Genomic DNA, 17,163 nt, shown 5'->3' with positions numbered 1-17,163 from the left:
TTTTGTTATTTTAAAAATGTATTGTGCTTGGTTTTTGGTGCAGGCTCTTCTTCTAAAAGATCTTTTTGATTAAGCTCTATAGAAAAATTTTGTCCTTTCAAATAAGCAATAATGTGATTCATATCACTATCACTTAATTTTTTAGCATACAAACTCATTTGAATATTATCGCTTGATTGATTTTTGAAATATCCATTAGCATAGTCTTTTAAAGCGCCTTTGATCTCTTCTGGGCTTAAGTCTTTAATGGCTCTTTTACCATAAGAATTTTTTTCTCCATTTTCTCCATGGCAAGTATTGCATTTGTTTTTAAAATAAATTTCTTTAGCTTTTTCTAAGTCATAGCTAATGTTATCATTAAAAGTATAAGTAAATAAAGATTTTACATTAAAAGCTAATAGTGAATTGACAAATAAAATACTTACAATAAACAAGCGTAACATAAATATGCCTTTTTTAAATATAAATAAAGCTCGATTATATCTAAAAAAAATAAACAATTTTACTCCACTCTCACTTTTTTAAAAAATTCCAAAACTTTAAGCCATTTTGCAAAAGCTTATAGGGGTAAAATGTTAAGAATATTAGCAAATAAAAATATACATAGTAAAGAAGCTTTGCTTGAAAACTTACCTAATGATTTAAAAATAAAAGAAATTAAAATACAAGGATTAAAAGAAGAGATAATTTTAGATATAGTAAGCTAAGCCTTTTGGCTTAGCTTTTATAATTAGAATTTATATAGAGCTTCAAGTCTGATGAATTGATCGTCAGCATCCTGATCTTTTACACCATTATGATTATCTTCAGTTAAGTAAGAATAGAAGCCACTAAATGTAAGTTTTGGGCTGTATTTATAAGATACTCTTGCTATGTATTCGTTTTTATCTGTATCAGGGATACCTGCTGCATATTCAGTTTTACCACCGATATAGTCAAATCCTACTCTTACAGTTTCAGCAAAAGTATAACCTAAACCTGCAAAATAGAAGAAGTTTTCACCCATATCTCCAGTTAATTTACTACCATCAGAATAGAAAATTTGTTCACCTGGAGCAATCACTCTACCTTTATCTTCTAATACAACAATAGTATTTTTGTCTTTTTCACCATAACCAACTACACCAGCTTGGAAATCAAATGCTGAAATATTTGCTTGGATTTGAGCAGCGTAGAAGTTACTATTGTCTGCATTTAAGCGTTTTTCTGTATCGCTATCAACACTATTTCCTAGATATTGACCTTGGATTTTGAAATTAGCATCATTAAATGCAAATTTATAGCTAGCATCTATTGCATATAAGAATGCATAATTATTTGAGTAAGCTGCCCATAATTGGAATGCAAATGGATCAAAATCACCTAATACAGCAGCACCATATAGTGAAGATTTAGCCATATTGATTCCATCTTCAATTGCAGTATCACCATCATCTTCAGCATTAAAGCTATCAAACCAATAACCTGCGAAAGTTAAACCTTCAATAGAAGTGTTTACTACTTTAGCTCCTGTTCCTACTAAGTCATCAGTCCAAATAGAGCCAACTTCCATTTTACCGAAAGTTACATTTGTAGCGTAAGCTTCGTTAGTGTATTCTAAGTAAGCTTGTTGAACATTGAAAGTTTTATTTGTAACTGTTTGATTACCTGTACCAAAGCCAGCTTCATTTGTGCTGTATTGGAATTGAACAAAAGCTTTAAAGTTATCATCTAAAGCTGCTTTGAAGTTTAATTGAGATTTAAATCTGTGTTTGTTTTCTTTGGTGTTGTTATAACCTTCCGCTTGAACTGCATTACCAATTTCTTGTCTATCAGATTCAAATCTGTATCTGAACATTCCTGATACATCAACATCTTTTATAGCTTCTTCAAGTGAAACAGCGTTAGCTGCTGAAAAAGCACCTGCAGCTAAAGCTGCTACTAAACTAAGTTTAACTAGTTTCATGAGAATTCTCCTTATTAAAATTAAAACTATGGCTTGTATTATAGCATAGTTTTATATAAGAATTCTTAAAGTAAATAAAAACAATATAAAATATATTAGATTATATAGTATTAATATAAGTAGATAGATATATCTTTAAAGATCTAGTTTGAAACTAGATCTTTAAAAACTAAGGAGTTATCTATGAATGTTTGCTTTTACAAATGTAATTATGCTCTTTGATAGTTAATGTATGGAAACTGAGGGAGTTAGCATTTTAATTTTTTGATAATACTATCTAATTTTTCACTATCTCCATCTTTTAGATCTTCTAAAGCTTCTATAGCTGGAGCAAAATCTTCCATTTCATCAAGATAATTTTCTAAAGCATTGCGTAAAATTTCAGCTTTTTTCTTTTTAGAAAATTTCGCAGTTTGACTTAAGCGTTCATAAAGTTCTTCTGAAAGGGTTAAGGTGTATCTTTTATTCATTGTGTAGCCTTTATTTTAGTCTTATTGCTTCTTGGCAAGTTTTGCACTTATAACTTGCATTCGTTTTTTGAATTTTTTGATGAATTTCGCAAGGCACTTTATGGATTTTATCAGCACATGAGCAAATATACTCATAAAATTCTTGCAAATCTTCTGAAGTTGTTTCATTGTCTTTTTTGTTTAACTGTGTTTGATGCCATTTTTCTATTTTCATATCTTCTCTTAAGATATGCTCTAATAGCCATTTTGATGCGATGATATTGAGTTTTTCTTTTAAATCATTAGTGCTTTTGATATTTTGAATTAAATCTATCATAGATTGAATAATGCTTTTGTGAATTTTTTGATGATTAGCAAGTTCAGGATAGCCTATTTTTGCCATATATTTTTCTTCTTCAGCGAAATGTTCTTTCATATAGTTAAAAAAATCTGCAAGTAAAAATTTGATTTGTCCTTTATGAATGGGTTTATCTGAAATCATCTCAACATTAGCAGCGAGTTCAAAAAGTTTTTTGTGCTGTTTGTCGATTTCATTATTGTGAATACTGTATTTATCACACCATTTTGGTAGCATGTTAACTCCTTGTTTATATTTGGCAGAGTTTTGCAGGCATTATAATTTACAATATTTTAAACTATGATTAATTTTTGTTAAATTTCAGTTTTTTCTTTGCATAAAATTAAATTAGCAGAGCATTCTTTGCATTTAAATTGTACTTTAGAATATTGCATTTTTAAATGAATATCATAAGGGACTTTGTGAGTTTTTCCTTCACATTGACATTGATATAAAAATTTTTTTGGTTTTGGTTTTTCTTCTTCGAAAGTGTCTGAAGAATTTTTTACTTGTGTGCTTTGTCTCCAGTGTTCTATCATCATATCATGCTGAATAATATGTTCTATAAGCCATGAATTAACCACTATATATAATTTTTCTTTTAAGTCATTAGTGCTTTTTATGCTTTGTATGAGTTTTATCATTGAGCTGGTGATTTGCTTATGCATAAGTTTGTGTTGGTTTAAATAGGGATAATTAATCTCAGCCATATAGTTTTCTTCATCTTGAAAATGAATTTTAATATAATTAAAAAATTCAGCAATGAGTTTTTTAAGTTCTACTTGATAGATTGGTCTATCAGAAATTTCTTCAACTCTAGCAGCAAGTTCAAAGAGTTTTTGGTGCTGGGCATCGATTTTTACATTATTGATACTATATTTTTGATCCCATTCAGGTAGCATAACAAATCCTAAGTACAAATTATAAAACGGTTAATATTTTATAAATATTTGGCTTTAACTCCGCTAAATTCACACTTAATTTACACAAAAAAAATATAATGTTTTAAGTAAATATAATAAAAAGGTTAAAAATGGCCACACAAATTCTTTTGCTAGAAGATGATATTAATTTAGGAGAAATTGTTAGTGAGTTTTTAGAAGAAGAAGGTTTTGTAGTTACTTTAGTGGATAATGCTCAAGATGCGCAAGATAAAGCTTATGAGAAAAATTTTGATTTATGGATTTTAGATGTAAAAGTTCCACAAGGTGATGGTTTTAGTGTGCTTAAAAATTTAAGAGAAGCTGGCAAATATACTCCGGCTATTTTTATGACTTCATTAAATACTACTATGGATTTACAAAAGGGATTTGAAAGCGGTTGTGATGATTATATTAAAAAGCCTTTTGAATTGCAGGAGTTAAAAATAAGAATTAATGCTATTTTAAAGCGTTCTTTTGCTCATAAAAATGAAGATTATGAAGACTTAGGAAATGGTTTTAAATTTGCTTTTGTTTCGCAAACTTTATACCAAGATGACAAGCCTTTAACCCTGCCTTTAAAAGAGTTAAAGCTTTTATCTTTACTTTTAAAAAACAAAGGTAAATTTATAGATACTGCTTGTATTTTTGAAGAAATTTGGGAGTATGATCAAGAGCCAAGCGAACTTAGTTTAAGGGCTTATGTAAAAAATTTACGAAAAATTTTAGGTAAAGATAGCATTGTTAATCAAAGGGGAAGAGGGTATTGCTATGTATGAAGCCAAGCGTGTTGCATGGCAAATTCTTTCTTTATACTTGGTAAGTATAGGAAGTGTTCTTATAGTGCTTTTTGGTGTATGGTATGCAAAGTTAATAGAAGAATTAGTAACTGAGCATAGTATAAAATTAAGACAAGAACACCGTTTTGTAATTTTACAAATGGAAAAATTACGTTTTGAGCCTATAGAAAAAGGTGCTAGAAAAATTGCTCAAATTTCTAATATAAAATTTGCAATATTTGATAGAACAAAAGTTTATTTTTCTAATCTTGACTTGCCTGCTCAAACAACTTTTTTTAAACTCAATAATGCAAATATTTATAATAATAACACTCTAATTTATGTAGCTGATGTGAATTTAAATAATTTATTGCTTGCAAATACTCAAGGACAAGATGCTTTGGAGGTCTTAGGTGATGTTAATCGTTTGAGAGTTTTAGTACAAGGTGATGATATTTCTAAAGAGCTTGGATTTATAAGGTTTAAAGTAGCTTTGGCTATGGTTTTTTCTTTGATTTTTGTAAGTATAATGGGGTATTTAATCCTTAAATTTGCGCTCAAGCCTTTAGAAATGAGAATAAGATTTTTAAATAATTTTATAAAAGACACTACTCATGAGATTAATACGCCAATTAGTGCGATATTAATGAGTGTAGAGAGTTTGGAAAGAAAAAAGAATTTTGAAGAAATTAAGGCTTTAAAGCGTGTAAAAATAGCTGCTTTGACTTTGAGTCATTTGTATTCAGATTTAACTTTTTTAAATTTTTCTCAAGCTTATGAGGCTAAAAAAGATTGGATATTTTTAAAAGACTTGATTAGAGAAAGAATGGAATATTTCAAGATATTTTTGGAGCAAAAAAATATCGACTTAGAGCTTAGCTTAGAAAATGATGGAAAAATTTATGCTAATAAAGAGCAATTTTTTAAAATGTTTGATAATCTTGTTAATAACGCTATAAAATATAATATAAAAAATGGTCATATCAAAATAACGCTTTTAGAGCAAAAACTTATAATAGCAGATAGTGGCTGTGGTATAGCAAAGGAAAATTTGGCTAATATTTTTGAACGTTATTCAAGATTTAATGAAAATCAAGGTGGTTTTGGTATAGGGCTTTCTTTGGTAGATAAAATTTGTAAAGAGCATAATATAAAAATAAAAGTAGAAAGTGAGCTAAATAAAGGAACAAAATTTATTTTAACTTGGAAAAATTAAAATTATTTATTACTCATTTTAGCTTTTTCTTTAGCATTTATAAGCGTTGTGATAAGTTCATTTAAATTTTTAGTATCGTTTTGAGTTAGAGTTTGTGGGGTGTGATTTAGCATTTGAGTGATTAAAACTTCGTTGCTTAAGTCATTATCGCCAAATTCTCTAGCCTTTTGTAAAATTTTTAAAGCAAGCAAATTTTTTACTTCATACATTTTAATCCTTTAAATAAATCACGCTAACAATGCGCTTTGGAGTTTGGTTTTTTCTATAAGAAAAAAATCTCTCATCATCAAAGGTGCAAAGATTGATATCAAAAATATCATTAATACCTAATTCTTTTGCTTGAAATTTAACTAATGCTTTTAAATCAAGCTTATTTTCATGTAAAAAAGGTGCAAATTTTTCTTTGCTATAGTTTAAAACATCGCCATTAATTTCATAATTTTTAGCACAAATTCCTGCTGAAATGATGAGTTTTAAATTCTTTGTTTGAGTGTTAAAGTTTTTTTGCATTTTTAAAACAGCTTCTTTTAAGATATTTTCAAAACATCCTTTTCTGCCTGAATGCAAAGCTGCTATGGCTTTATTTTTATCATCATATAAAAGCAAAGGCAAGCAATCAGCACTTAAAATGCACAAAGCTATATTTTTTTCATTGCTAATTATTCCATCAGCATTAAAGTGAAAATCTTTATTATAATGAGTGATGATATTAGAATGAATTTGATTTAAAAATACACACTTTTTTATAGAATTTTCCCAAGGAAAAATATTATCATGAATTTTTGCTCTAAAAATATTATAATCTTGATCAAAGGCTACAAAAGCTTTTACAAAATCATTTTCTAATAAAGTGATGCAATCTTGTCTATTTGTTGCCATGAAATTTCTTTTTTATAATTTAATTGTCTGTGTATGTATCTTGCTAAAAGATCACTTTCTATATTAACGCGTCTTCCTATGGTGTAATTTTTAAACAAGGTTTCATTAAAGGTTATAGGAATGATAGTTAAGCGAATACCATCTTTTAAAACTTCATTGATAGTCAAGCTCACTCCATCTATAGCTACACTTGCTTTATTTGCCATATAAATTTGTATATCATCAGGACATTTAATATAAAAATCAACTCCATTTTCTTTTTTAGAAATATTAGTAATTTCACCTATACCATCAATATGCCCTTGCATTAAATGTCCATCTATTCTATCGCCATAAGCTAGTGCAGGTTCAATATGTACGTAATCTTTTAAATTTTCAATAGCTATGTGGGTTCTTGTTTCATAAGAAAGTTCAAGATTAAAACCATCATCAAAAAGTTTTGTTACGCTCAAACACGCACCATTAACTGCTATGCTATCGCCTAGTTTTGGTTTGTAATTTGCTTTTAATCTTAAAGTGTTGTTTTGATATGATTTAACAAAGGCTAATTCGCGGATTAATCCATTAAACATTCAATACCTTTAATTTTTATGAGATTTTATCTAAAACTTTTAAATTTCAAAAAATATTTTTAGTGTTTTATTTTAAAAAATATTATATAATTTTTGCCTTTTTATAAAAATGAGGTCAAAATATGTATGATATAATCGTAATTGGTGGCGGGCATGCTGGAGTTGAGGCTAGTGCCGGGGCTGCTAGAATGGGCAAAAAAACTTTACTTTTAACTACTTTAATCGAGCAAATTGGTGCTGCAAGTTGTAATCCTGCCATAGGTGGTTTAGCAAAAGGACATTTAGTAAAAGAGCTTGATGCTATGGGTGGACTTATGGGGCAAATTACCGATGAGGCTGGAATTCAATTTAGAATTTTAAATGAAAGCAAAGGTGTTGCAGTGCGCGGAAGTAGAGCGCAAATTGACATGGATGCTTATAGAATTTGTGCTAGAAATAAGCTTTTAAAACTTGAAAATTTAGAAATTTCTCAAGAGCAAGCTTTGTCTTTACTTATAGAAAATGATGAAGTTAAGGGCGTTAAAACTAATTTAGAAAATACATATTTTGCCAAAAAAATCATACTTACAACAGGAACTTTTTTAAACGGACTTATCCATATAGGTGAAACCAAGCTTCAAGCAGGTAGGGTAGGTGAGCTTGCGTCTGTAAATTTGGGAGATTACTTAAAACAAAGTGGATTAAAAGTAGGAAGATTAAAAACAGGAACTTGTCCAAGGGTTGATGCTAAAAGTATTGATTTTAGTGTTTTAGAAATTCAACCTGGAGATGAAAACCCTAAAGCTTTTAGTTTTAAAACAAAAAATTTCAAGCCTAATCAACTTCCATGTTATATAGCAAGAACAAATTTAAAAACACATGAGATTATAAAAAGTAATTTTTACCGTGCTCCGCTTTTTACAGGGCAAATTGAAGGTATAGGACCAAGATATTGTCCTTCTATAGAAGATAAGATTAATCGTTTTGGTGATAAAGAAAGTCATCATTTATTTATAGAGCCACAAACTAAAGATGCGACAGAGTATTATATTAACGGTTTTTCTACTTCTTTACCTTATGAAGTACAAATTGCAATGCTAAGAAGTATAAAAGGTTTTGAAAATGCTAAAATCACGCGTTTTGGTTATGCTATAGAGTATGATTATATTGATCCAACAGAGCTAAAACATACTTTAGAAACCAAAAAGATTAAAAATTTATATTGTGCTGGGCAAATTAATGGAACTACTGGTTATGAGGAAGCAGCTGCGCAAGGTTTTATGGCAGGAGTAAATGCGGTTTTAGCAATTGATGAAAAAGAACCTTTTGTGTTAAGGCGTGATGAGGCCTATATAGGGGTGTTAATTGATGATTTGGTGATGAAAGGCACTAAAGAGCCTTATAGAATGTTTACTTCAAGAGCTGAGTATAGACTGCTCTTAAGAGAAGAAAATGCTATTTTAAGACTTGGAGAATATGGATATAATTTTAAACTTTTAAGCCAAGAAGATTATGCATATATTGATAATATAAAGCAAAATGTTAGCAAAGGACTTGAGTTTTTACTTCAAACCACATGGACACCAAGTAATCAAAATAATGAATTTTTACAAAGTATTGAAGAAGAAAAGATCACTTCAATAGTGAGTTTACAAAAAATTGTTGCAAGAGCTAGTTTTAATATAGAAAAATTAAAAGCTTTAGATGAAATGTTTAAAAATATGGATGAGTATTCTTTGAATGAAATTTTAAATGAAGCAAAGTATTATCATTATATTGCAATGCAAAAAGCACAAATTGAAAAAATGAAAAATTTAAATGATTTGAAAATCCCTGAAAATTTTGACTTTAAAAGTGTGAGTGGATTGAGTAATGAAGTAGTAGAAAAACTGCAAAAATTTAATCCACCAACTATTTTTGCTGCTTCACAAATTAGCGGTATTACTCCTGCTGCTTTGGATATTTTACATATTTATATCAAAATGAAAAAATGATAAATAAAAATTTTAATGGCTGTAAAAAATAAAGTCTTTGAAGTAGCTACTGTGTTTGGCGAAGGCTCTGTAGCTGCTACATATTATGATGACAAGTTTTATAGAATTCTTCTTCCTGATGTTATTGCTTATAAAAATTTAGAAAACAATGAAATAATTGAAAATAAAATATTAATAAATAAAATTGATTCTGATACGACTTATTATCATCAAACATTCAAAGAAAAAACTATAATGAAATTAAAAGTAAAAGAAATTAATAACAAAACCTTTGAGTTTATTGATGTAATTGAAAATAATTACAAAGATGAGGAATTACAGAATATTCTAAATAGTTATTTAGAGCCTATTTATTACAAAGATGAGGTGTTGGGAAAATTTACACTAAATAAATCATTAAATATTTTTGAAAAAGATTTTAGTTGGATTAATAATATAACAGTTCTTATTCATTTTAATAACGATAATAAACAGCAAACTTATATAAAAACTGCAAGAAAAATAATTGAAAATAGAAATGAATTAGATAAAAAAGTTAAAGAATATGCTTACGGGCAATTAGTGGGTAAACTAAACGATAAAAAGTTATCAAAAGAAGAATTTATAAATTCATTAAGTTTTGAATCTATTGATATATCAAATGATACTATAGAATTTTATATAGATGATAGAGGACTTTTTGGCTGGCATGTTATTATAGTTGAAAGTAGTCTTAATTTTGATTTAAAAAAAGTTAAACTAGCTGGATAAAATAGGGGTAATAAACATGGAAGATAGAGAAATAAAAGAATTTAATAGTCAGTTTGAAGATGAAATTTTAGATATTGCCTTTGTATTAAAAGAATATGCTGTTGGAGCTGGAAAAGTACCTAATAAAGAAAAATATTATAAAGTATCTATTTTGGCTATTGCATATAAAAATTTTGCTGATAATATAGTAGTAGAAAATGAAAATATATCAATTGAACAAAAATCTGATGATACTAAATATTATTTTGATACATTCAAGAATAAAACTATAGTAAGATTAAAAGTAAGAAAACATAAAGATTTTGATAGTGCTTTATATAAAAGATTTTTGCTTGTTGAATTAATAGAAAATAATTATAAAGATGAAGATTTAAAACCTATACTAGATGAATATATAAAGCCTATATATTATAAAGATGAGGTATTAGGAATTTTTGAGCTTGATAAGGGATTAAATACATTTATAAATAATATTAATTGGGTTGATAAAAAGAAAGTTGAAGTTACCTTTAATAATGATAATATTGAAAATTCTATACAAATACTTAGAAAAATATTTGAAGATAAAAAGGAATTAGATAAAAAAATAAAAGAATATATTGCTAGTCAATTATTAGAAGAAGCTAATAGTTATAATGAAGATGCTGATAAAAAGAAAATCAACGAAAAGCAATTTGTAAAACTTTTAACTTTTGAATCTATTAGTATAAAAAGTAATGGTATAGATTTTTATGTTGATGATGGTGATGTTTTCTGGGGACATGTTGTTATAGTTGAAAGCGATTTTGATTTTAATTTTAAAGATGCTTATATAGCAGGTTGATCTTATTTTTGGCATATAAAAAATTTTAATTTTTATCTATGAAAGATTAAATTTTATATAAATGTTTTTCAAAAGAAAAAATTTATCATTTTTTAGATAAACTGCTGTGTTTTACATACAAATCAAAACAAAGGAAGTAAAATGGCTACATCTGAAAGTAGACGAAGCTTTATGGGCTTTGCCTTTGGAACAGTAGCTGCTGTGGGTGGTGCTTTTTCATTAGTTGCAATGAAAAAAACATGGGATCCGCTCCCAAGTGTAAAAGCAGCAGGTATTACTACTGTGGATCTTTCTGGTATGAAAGAGGGCGAGCTAAGAACAATTGAATGGCGTAAAAAGCCTATATTTATCTTAAAAAAAGATGCAGATATGGCAAAAGATAGCAATAGAGATGTTGTTGTAGGTGATGTTGCTTATACTGTAGTTATTGGTCTTTGTACGCATTTAGGCTGTATTCCAGCTTATGCTCCAAGCGAAAAATTATTTAAGTGTGCTTGCCATGGTGGTGAATTTGACACTAGTGGTAAAAATGTATTTGGTCCTCCTCCAAGACCTTTGGATATTCCTCCTTTTAGAATTGATGGAACAAAATTAGTATTAGGCGAAGAAGGTCCAGAATATAAAAAAATGATCGCGGAGGCTTAATATGGCACAGATAAAAAAAGCAAACGGTATTGTAGATTGGCTTGATCAAAGACTAGCGGTAAATAAGCTTTTTAATGTTTTAATGGCTCAATATTGGATACCAAAACAAATTAACTTTTTATGGGCGATGGGTGTTATTTTAACTACTCTTTTTGCTATTTTATTTATTTCAGGTCTATTTTTGGTAATGTATTATAAGCCAGATGTGGCTTTAGCTTTTGATAGTGTAAATAAAACTATCATGCAAGAAGTAGAGTATGGTTGGCTTTGGCGTCATATGCATGGTGTGGCTGCTTCAGTTGTATTTTTAATCATATATATTCACATGCTAACAGGAATTTATTATGGCTCTTATAAAAAGGGTCGCGAGATGATTTGGATTAGTGGTATGCTTTTATTTGTTGTATTTTCAGCAGAAGCATTTAGTGGATATATGCTACCTTGGGGACAAATGAGCTTTTGGGCTGCTCAAGTTATTACTCAGCTTTTTGGCGGAATTCCTTTTATAGGCGATGCGTTAGTTATTTGGATAAGAGGGGATTTTGCGGTTTCAGATCCAACTTTAACTAGATTTTTTATGCTACATGTATGTTTATTACCTATTGTAATTTTGGCAATTATTGCATTCCACTTTTATTCTTTAAGAATTCCTCACGTAAATAATGAAATTTCAGAAGAAATTGATTTTGATTTAGAAGCTGAAAAATATTTAGCAGGTGATACAAAAGGCTCTAAAGTTATTCCTTTTTGGCCAGGATTTTTAGCTAAAGATTTTATGTACATTGCATTATTTATGATTTTCTTCTTTTATTTGGTATGTTTTAAATTTAATTTTGCAATGGATCCAATCAACTTTGACCCGGCAAATTCTTTAAAAACACCTCCTCATATTTATCCTGAGTGGTATTTCTTATGGAGTTATGAAGTTTTAAGAGGATTTTTCTTTGATGTTGGAAGCATTAAAGCTTTTGATATAGGTCTTGCGGCATTTGGTATAGCACAAATTATTTTCTTCTTATTGCCTTGGCTTGATAGAAGTGATGTTGTAAAACCAGCACACGAAAGACCAATGTTTTTTGTATGGTTTTGGGTGTTGTTGATAGATTTAATTGTATTAACAGTTTATGGAAAGCTTCCTCCAACAGGAATTAATGCTTGGATAGGATTTTATGCTTCTATGGTATTTTTACTATTATTGTTAGTGGTCTTACCAATTATTACTATCATGGAAAGAAAAAGGGGCTAATAATGAGAGAATTAAAAATATTTTTTGTAGTTGTCTTTTTCACAGGTTTAGTTTATTGGGGTGTTGAGCCTTATGCACATTCAGTGATGAATCCTCCTTCAACTCCGGTTAATTTTGACTTTGCAAAAGCTGATGCAGAATTTACCAAAGGTGAAGTTACTTTAAAAGAAAAGGCAGCAATGGATGCTAATGCTTCAGGAAGTGAAAAAGCTATAGCTAATGCTCAAAAAGCATTAGAGCTTGCTAAAAGCCAAGAAGAAGCTACTAAGCAATTATGGGAAAAAATCGCAAAAATCGATTTTACTAAAGGCAATGCGCAAAAAGGAAAAGAACTTTTTGAAGGAAATTGTATTGCATGTCATGGTGTAAAAGCTGCTGGAATTCCTGCTACTATCACAGATTCTTCTTTAGGTGTAACACCTCCTGATTTAAGTGATGCGGGTGCTATTTATGATGAAAAATTTTTAACCGCACTTATCATTGATCCGGTTAAAGCTTTGCAAATTTCACATAAATTTAATGATGAAAATCCATTCTTAATGCCTGCTTATCCTTTAAGTGGCGATGAAGTACAAGATAATCAAGATTTAGCAGACTTAATTGCATTCTTTAAAAATACAGCTAGTGAATATGAAAAAGAATTTGATGCAAAATTAAAAGCTGATTTAGAAGAAAAATATGCTAAAAATCAAGAGCTTTCAGAGCAAGCAAAAACGGCTTTAATTGCAAAAGAATTTGATTTTGCTAAAAATAAACATACGTTTGAAAATGCTTGCGGAAGATGTCATGATGTAAAATACGATGGCTTTGTTTCAAGCTCAAATATGAGTGATTTAAAAAATTATCTTGGCATGACACCTCCAGATTTATCTATGATGATTCGTTCTAAAGGTGCGCATTATCTTGAAATTTTCATTAACGAACCTCAAAAGAAAATTCACGGTACTGCTATGCCAAGAGTTGGCTTAAATGAAAAAGCACAAACTCAAGTTATTAATTATCTTGAAAAAGTTGGTGATAGCAAAAAAGAAGAAAGAGAGCAAACAGGAATTTATATTATGATATTCTTTGCTATCTTAAGTATTTTTGCTATAGGTTGGAAAAGATCAGTTTGGTCTAAACTGCACTAATTTACCCAAAGAACGCCTCGTGGCGTTCTTTTTTCTTCAATAATAAGCTAAATATAAAATAAAATTTGATATAATATTTTTTCATTTCACACGCATTAATTTCCTTATTAGGTTGCTTATGGGTTAAAGAATGCGGAGGAATAAACCTAATTATTTTATTTATAAGGAGAATTTCATGGTAAGCATGAGAGATTTATTAGAGTGCGGTGTGCACTTTGGACACCAAACAAGAAGATGGAATCCAAAAATGAAAAAATTTATTTTTGGAGAAAGAAAAGGTATTTATGTAATTGATTTACAAAAAACACTTAGATACTTTAGATATACATATAATATCGTTCGTGATGCTGCTGCAGAAGGTAAGACAATTTTATTTGTTGGTACTAAAAAACAAGCAGGTGGTGCGATTAAAGAATATGCTGAAAAATGCGGTATGCCTTATGTAAATCACAGATGGCTTGGTGGTATGATGACTAACTTTGGAACTATCCGCCAATCTATTAGAAAATTAGAAGTTATAGAAAAAATGGAAGAAGATGGAAGCATTAAGCTTTTAACTAAAAAAGAAGCATTAATGCTTACTAGAAAAAAAGAAAAGTTGTTAGCATATCTTGGTGGTATTAGATATATGAAAACTCAACCTGATATGATTTTTGTTATTGATACCGTTAAAGAAAAAATTGCAGTACAAGAAGCTAATAGATTAAAAATCCCTGTAGTTGCTCCGCTAGATACAAACTGCGATCCTGACTTAGTTGATTTCCCAATTCCAGGAAATGATGATGCAATTCGTTCGGTTCAACTTTTCTGCCAAGAAATGGCTGAAGCAATCAATGAAGGTAAAGCATTAAGAGAGCAAGATGGTGAAGCAAATGAAGAACAACCAATCTCTGAAGAAGAAAAAAAAGAAGTTTTAGAAGAAGCTATGAGTGAAGAAGATTTTGAAGGAGATAAAGAATAATGGCTGAAATCACTGCACAAATGGTAAAAGAACTGCGCGAAAGTACTGGCGCAGGTATGATGGATTGTAAAAATGCTTTAAAAGATACAGATGGTGATTTTGAAAAAGCAGTACAGCTTTTAAGAGAAAAAGGACTTGGAAAAGCTGATAAAAAAGCTGATCGTTTAGCTGCTGAAGGTTTAGTAAGTGTAAAAGTAAGTGATGATTTTAAATGTGCAACTGTAAGTGAAATCAATTCAGAAACTGATTTTGTTGCTAAAAATGAACAATTTATCGCTCTAACAAAAGATACAACAGCACATATTCAAGCTAAAAGTCTTCAAAATGTTGAAGAATTGCATTCAAGTGAGATTAACAGTGTTAAATTTGAAGAGTATTTAAAAAGCCAAATTGCAACTATTGGTGAAAATTTAGTTGTTAGAAGATTTGCTACTTTAAAAGCAGGTGCTAATGGCATAGTAAATGGTTATATTCATACTAATGGTCGTGTTGGTGTGGTTATTGCTGCAGCTTGTGATAGTGAAGCTACAGCTAGCAAGTGTGGAGAATTTTTAAAGCATATTTGTATGCATATTGCTGCAATGAAGCCAAGTTATCTATCTTATGAAGAACTTGATATGGATTTTGTAGAAAATGAGTACAAAGCTTTAGTTGCTGAGTTGGAAAAAGAAAATGAAGAAAGAAGAAGATTAAAAGATCCTAATAAACCAGAGCATAAAATTCCAAAATATGCAAGTAGAAAACAATTAACTCAAGAGGTAATTCAAGCAGCTGAAGAAGCTATTAAAGCTGAGCTTCAAGCACAAGGAAAACCAGAAAAAATTTGGCCTAATATTATCCCAGGTAAGTTAAATAGCTTTATTGCGGATAATTCTCAACTTGACAGCAGACTTACTTTAATGGGTCAGTTTTATGTAATGGATGATAAAAAAACTATCGAGCAAGTAATTGCTGATAAAGAAAAAGAGCTAGGTGGAACTATTAAAATAGTTGAATTTATTCGCTTTGAAGTAGGTGAAGGCCTAGAAAAGAAAACCGAAGATTTTGCTGCTGAAGTTGCTGCGCAAATTGGTTAAAAATGGAACTTTTAAAAGCGGAAAATTTAAGCCATAGTTTTGATATTCCGCTTTTTGAAAATTTAAATTTTGCTGTAAATGCAAAAGATTGTATTGCAATATGTGGAAGTAGTGGATGTGGTAAATCCACTCTTTTGCATATTTTATCTACCTTATTAAAACCTCAATCAGGAAAAGTTTTTTATAATAATCAAGACTTATACGGTTTAAATGATGATGCTTTGCTAGAAATTCGTAGAAAAGATTTTGGAATTATTTTTCAAATGCATTATTTATTTAAAGGTTTTTTGGCTTTTGAGAATATAGAGCTTGCGAGTGTTTTAAGTGGACAGAATATTGATTATGAATTATTAAAAAAACTTGATATTGTAGATTTAATGAATCAAAAAATCACAAAGCTAAGCGGTGGACAGCAGCAAAGAGTAAGCATAGCTAGGGTTTTAAGCAAAAGGCCAAAGATTATTTTTGCTGATGAAGCTACTGGAAATTTAGATTTTAAAAATGCTTTAAATGTAATGGATATTTTGATTGATTATATTAAAGAAAACAATGCAGCTTTAATTTTTGTTACGCATGATCAAGAGCTTGCTAAAAAATGCGACAAGGTTTTTCGCTTAAATAATCATGGAATTTGTTAAATATTTAGGCGATGAAAATGTAGTTATTTTCATGCTTTTGTTTGCTAGAATGAGTGGGTTAATAGTTTTTTTCCCTTTTTTTTCTCATAATAGCATACCTTTGGTGGTAAAAACAACCTTAGCTTTATTTTTAACAATGTTTTTATATCCCTTAGCAAAGCTTGAAGGTAATACACCAGATTCTTTTTTTATTTTATATCTTTTAAGTGAAGTACTTTTTGGTATGATGGCAGGGTTGATTTTGCAAATGACTTTTGCTGTTTTGCAAATGGCAGGTGAGCAGGTTTCTTTTACCATGGGATTTTCCATGGCTAGTGTTATGGATCCTACAACTGGCACAAACACACCTGTCATATCACAAGTTTTAAATTTATTGGCTTTGCTTGTATTTTTGGCCTTTGATGGACATCATTTAGTTTTGCTTTTTATATCTAATTCATTAGAATATATTAGTTTAGGTGGGTTTTATCCGCATGAAAATTTAATGCTTTATTTAAATAAAGCCATGGTAAATATTTTTGTACTTGGTTTTTCTATGGCTTTTCCGGTTTTGGCTATATCTTTATTATCAGATGTGATTTTTGGCATGCTTATGAAAACTATGCCTCAGTTTAATCTTTTGGTAGTGGGGTATCCTATTAAAATATTCTTATCTTTTGCAGTGCTTATTGCTATTTTGCTTATTATGATGCAGTATTTTAAAAATTTAACAATGAAAAGTTTTGAACATATGGAATTATTATTTTTTAATATATAAGCAATAAATAATTAAAAATGTTTTAAAATAAGATATTTCTTTAATT

21 protein-coding genes are annotated in these 17,163 nt (G+C 29.3%); 13 read left to right on the top strand and 8 right to left on the bottom strand.

Features of this window, described 5'->3' with window-relative positions; genetic code table 11:
- Positions 1-5: 5 nt before the first annotated feature.
- Positions 6-443, bottom strand: a complete 438-nt coding sequence (locus CD56_RS05725) for a c-type cytochrome (protein WP_039618797.1) — start codon at positions 441-443, stop codon at positions 6-8.
- Between the two features lie 129 nt (positions 444-572).
- On the opposite strand from CD56_RS05725, the gene CD56_RS08470 reads away from it, so the two are divergent.
- Entirely contained in the window at positions 573-707 is a 135-nt protein-coding gene (locus tag CD56_RS08470; RefSeq protein WP_265183175.1) for a hypothetical protein, read from the top strand.
- Between the two features lie 23 nt (positions 708-730).
- On the opposite strand, the gene CD56_RS05720 is transcribed toward CD56_RS08470, so the two are convergent.
- From CD56_RS05720 to CD56_RS05705, 4 genes are all read right to left on the bottom strand, one after another.
- Positions 731-1,945, bottom strand: a complete 1,215-nt coding sequence (locus tag CD56_RS05720; protein ID WP_047208060.1) for a major outer membrane protein — start codon at positions 1,943-1,945, stop codon at positions 731-733.
- 248 nt (positions 1,946-2,193) lie between these two features.
- Positions 2,194-2,415, bottom strand: a complete 222-nt coding sequence (locus CD56_RS05715) for a ribbon-helix-helix protein, CopG family (protein ID WP_047208463.1) — start codon at positions 2,413-2,415, stop codon at positions 2,194-2,196.
- Between the two features lie 10 nt (positions 2,416-2,425).
- Complete coding sequence (locus tag CD56_RS05710; RefSeq protein ID WP_047208462.1) at positions 2,426-2,989, bottom strand: bacteriohemerythrin; 564 nt, start codon at positions 2,987-2,989, stop codon at positions 2,426-2,428.
- 77 nt (positions 2,990-3,066) lie between these two features.
- Positions 3,067-3,654, bottom strand: a complete 588-nt coding sequence (locus CD56_RS05705; protein ID WP_039618789.1) for a bacteriohemerythrin — start codon at positions 3,652-3,654, stop codon at positions 3,067-3,069.
- 131 nt (positions 3,655-3,785) lie between these two features.
- Between CD56_RS05705 and dccR the strand changes: the two genes are divergently transcribed.
- Complete coding sequence (gene dccR / locus CD56_RS05700) at positions 3,786-4,451, top strand: two-component system response regulator DccR (protein ID WP_047208461.1); 666 nt, start codon at positions 3,786-3,788, stop codon at positions 4,449-4,451.
- Entirely contained in the window at positions 4,414-5,667 is a 1,254-nt protein-coding gene (locus CD56_RS05695) for a sensor histidine kinase (RefSeq protein ID WP_080956338.1), read from the top strand. The genes dccR and CD56_RS05695 overlap by 38 nt, the downstream gene beginning before the upstream one ends.
- Before the next feature lie 2 nt (positions 5,668-5,669).
- On the opposite strand, the gene CD56_RS05690 is transcribed toward CD56_RS05695, so the two are convergent.
- From CD56_RS05690 to ribE, 3 genes are read right to left on the bottom strand one after another with little or no spacing between them, the layout of a single operon-like run.
- A complete protein-coding gene (locus CD56_RS05690; RefSeq protein ID WP_047208460.1) occupies positions 5,670-5,876 on the bottom strand; it encodes a hypothetical protein in 207 nt (68 codons plus the stop codon).
- A 1-nt stretch (position 5,877) separates the two neighbouring features.
- Complete coding sequence (pgeF, locus tag CD56_RS05685) at positions 5,878-6,546, bottom strand: peptidoglycan editing factor PgeF (RefSeq protein ID WP_047208459.1); 669 nt, start codon at positions 6,544-6,546, stop codon at positions 5,878-5,880.
- On the bottom strand, positions 6,510-7,118 hold the full coding sequence (ribE, locus tag CD56_RS05680) for a riboflavin synthase (protein ID WP_039641917.1): 609 nt from the start codon (positions 7,116-7,118) through the stop codon (positions 6,510-6,512). Before ribE ends, pgeF begins: the two co-directional genes overlap by 37 nt.
- A gap of 122 nt (positions 7,119-7,240) precedes the next feature.
- Here ribE and mnmG point away from each other — a divergent pair, with 122 nt between their 5' ends.
- The 10 genes from mnmG (at position 7,241) to fliR (ending at position 17,117) form a co-directional block, all read left to right on the top strand.
- Positions 7,241-9,091 (top strand): tRNA uridine-5-carboxymethylaminomethyl(34) synthesis enzyme MnmG, encoded by a 1,851-nt coding sequence (mnmG, locus tag CD56_RS05675; RefSeq protein ID WP_039626645.1) that lies wholly within the window; start codon positions 7,241-7,243, stop codon positions 9,089-9,091.
- A gap of 15 nt (positions 9,092-9,106) precedes the next feature.
- Entirely contained in the window at positions 9,107-9,841 is a 735-nt protein-coding gene (locus tag CD56_RS05670) for a DUF2262 domain-containing protein (protein WP_047208458.1), read from the top strand.
- A gap of 16 nt (positions 9,842-9,857) precedes the next feature.
- A complete protein-coding gene (locus CD56_RS05665) occupies positions 9,858-10,664 on the top strand; it encodes a DUF2262 domain-containing protein (RefSeq protein ID WP_047208457.1) in 807 nt (268 codons plus the stop codon).
- A gap of 141 nt (positions 10,665-10,805) precedes the next feature.
- Entirely contained in the window at positions 10,806-11,309 is a 504-nt protein-coding gene (locus CD56_RS05660) for a ubiquinol cytochrome c oxidoreductase, 2Fe-2S subunit (RefSeq protein WP_039618773.1), read from the top strand.
- 1 nt (position 11,310) lies between these two features.
- Positions 11,311-12,555, top strand: a complete 1,245-nt coding sequence (locus CD56_RS05655; protein ID WP_039618771.1) for a ubiquinol cytochrome c oxidoreductase, cytochrome b subunit — start codon at positions 11,311-11,313, stop codon at positions 12,553-12,555.
- A gap of 2 nt (positions 12,556-12,557) precedes the next feature.
- Positions 12,558-13,685, top strand: a complete 1,128-nt coding sequence (locus CD56_RS05650; RefSeq protein WP_047208456.1) for a c-type cytochrome — start codon at positions 12,558-12,560, stop codon at positions 13,683-13,685.
- A 175-nt stretch (positions 13,686-13,860) separates the two neighbouring features.
- The gene (gene rpsB, locus CD56_RS05645) at positions 13,861-14,646 is read left to right on the top strand and encodes a 30S ribosomal protein S2 (protein ID WP_012661799.1); all 786 of its coding nucleotides are present in this window, start codon (positions 13,861-13,863) and stop codon (positions 14,644-14,646) included.
- A complete protein-coding gene (gene tsf / locus CD56_RS05640; RefSeq protein WP_047208455.1) occupies positions 14,646-15,722 on the top strand; it encodes a translation elongation factor Ts in 1,077 nt (358 codons plus the stop codon). The genes rpsB and tsf overlap by 1 nt, the downstream gene beginning before the upstream one ends.
- 2 nt (positions 15,723-15,724) lie before the next feature.
- The gene (locus CD56_RS05635; protein WP_047208454.1) at positions 15,725-16,360 is read left to right on the top strand and encodes an ABC transporter ATP-binding protein; all 636 of its coding nucleotides are present in this window, start codon (positions 15,725-15,727) and stop codon (positions 16,358-16,360) included.
- Positions 16,347-17,117 (top strand): flagellar biosynthetic protein FliR, encoded by a 771-nt coding sequence (fliR, locus tag CD56_RS05630; RefSeq protein WP_047208453.1) that lies wholly within the window; start codon positions 16,347-16,349, stop codon positions 17,115-17,117. The genes CD56_RS05635 and fliR overlap by 14 nt, the downstream gene beginning before the upstream one ends.
- Positions 17,118-17,163: the final 46 nt, after the last annotated feature.

Origin of the sequence: Campylobacter lari (assembly GCF_001017575.1) — a bacterium.
Lineage (GTDB): Bacteria > Campylobacterota > Campylobacteria > Campylobacterales > Campylobacteraceae > Campylobacter_D > Campylobacter_D lari_C.
This window is presented reverse-complemented; position numbering and strand designations above follow the sequence as displayed.

What these genes read in the sequence shown, in the direction of transcription:
- fliR (WP_047208453.1), top strand. Translation starts at nt 16,347, where the DNA reads ATGGAATTTGTTAAATATTTAGGCGATGAAAATGTAGTTATTTTCATG.
- rpsB (WP_012661799.1), top strand. Translation starts at nt 13,861, where the DNA reads ATGGTAAGCATGAGAGATTTATTAGAGTGCGGTGTGCACTTTGGACAC.
- CD56_RS05725 (WP_039618797.1), bottom strand. Translation starts at nt 443, where the DNA reads ATGTTACGCTTGTTTATTGTAAGTATTTTATTTGTCAATTCACTATTA.
- ribE (WP_039641917.1), bottom strand. Translation starts at nt 7,118, where the DNA reads ATGTTTAATGGATTAATCCGCGAATTAGCCTTTGTTAAATCATATCAA.
- mnmG (WP_039626645.1), top strand. Translation starts at nt 7,241, where the DNA reads ATGTATGATATAATCGTAATTGGTGGCGGGCATGCTGGAGTTGAGGCT.
- CD56_RS05720 (WP_047208060.1), bottom strand. Translation starts at nt 1,945, where the DNA reads ATGAAACTAGTTAAACTTAGTTTAGTAGCAGCTTTAGCTGCAGGTGCT.
- tsf (WP_047208455.1), top strand. Translation starts at nt 14,646, where the DNA reads ATGGCTGAAATCACTGCACAAATGGTAAAAGAACTGCGCGAAAGTACT.
- CD56_RS05715 (WP_047208463.1), bottom strand. Translation starts at nt 2,415, where the DNA reads ATGAATAAAAGATACACCTTAACCCTTTCAGAAGAACTTTATGAACGC.
- CD56_RS05635 (WP_047208454.1), top strand. Translation starts at nt 15,725, where the DNA reads ATGGAACTTTTAAAAGCGGAAAATTTAAGCCATAGTTTTGATATTCCG.
- dccR (WP_047208461.1), top strand. Translation starts at nt 3,786, where the DNA reads ATGGCCACACAAATTCTTTTGCTAGAAGATGATATTAATTTAGGAGAA.
- CD56_RS05665 (WP_047208457.1), top strand. Translation starts at nt 9,858, where the DNA reads ATGGAAGATAGAGAAATAAAAGAATTTAATAGTCAGTTTGAAGATGAA.
- CD56_RS05670 (WP_047208458.1), top strand. Translation starts at nt 9,107, where the DNA reads ATGGCTGTAAAAAATAAAGTCTTTGAAGTAGCTACTGTGTTTGGCGAA.
- CD56_RS05650 (WP_047208456.1), top strand. Translation starts at nt 12,558, where the DNA reads ATGAGAGAATTAAAAATATTTTTTGTAGTTGTCTTTTTCACAGGTTTA.
- pgeF (WP_047208459.1), bottom strand. Translation starts at nt 6,546, where the DNA reads ATGGCAACAAATAGACAAGATTGCATCACTTTATTAGAAAATGATTTT.
- CD56_RS05655 (WP_039618771.1), top strand. Translation starts at nt 11,311, where the DNA reads ATGGCACAGATAAAAAAAGCAAACGGTATTGTAGATTGGCTTGATCAA.
- CD56_RS05690 (WP_047208460.1), bottom strand. Translation starts at nt 5,876, where the DNA reads ATGTATGAAGTAAAAAATTTGCTTGCTTTAAAAATTTTACAAAAGGCT.
- CD56_RS08470 (WP_265183175.1), top strand. Translation starts at nt 573, where the DNA reads ATGTTAAGAATATTAGCAAATAAAAATATACATAGTAAAGAAGCTTTG.
- CD56_RS05705 (WP_039618789.1), bottom strand. Translation starts at nt 3,654, where the DNA reads ATGCTACCTGAATGGGATCAAAAATATAGTATCAATAATGTAAAAATC.
- CD56_RS05660 (WP_039618773.1), top strand. Translation starts at nt 10,806, where the DNA reads ATGGCTACATCTGAAAGTAGACGAAGCTTTATGGGCTTTGCCTTTGGA.
- CD56_RS05710 (WP_047208462.1), bottom strand. Translation starts at nt 2,989, where the DNA reads ATGCTACCAAAATGGTGTGATAAATACAGTATTCACAATAATGAAATC.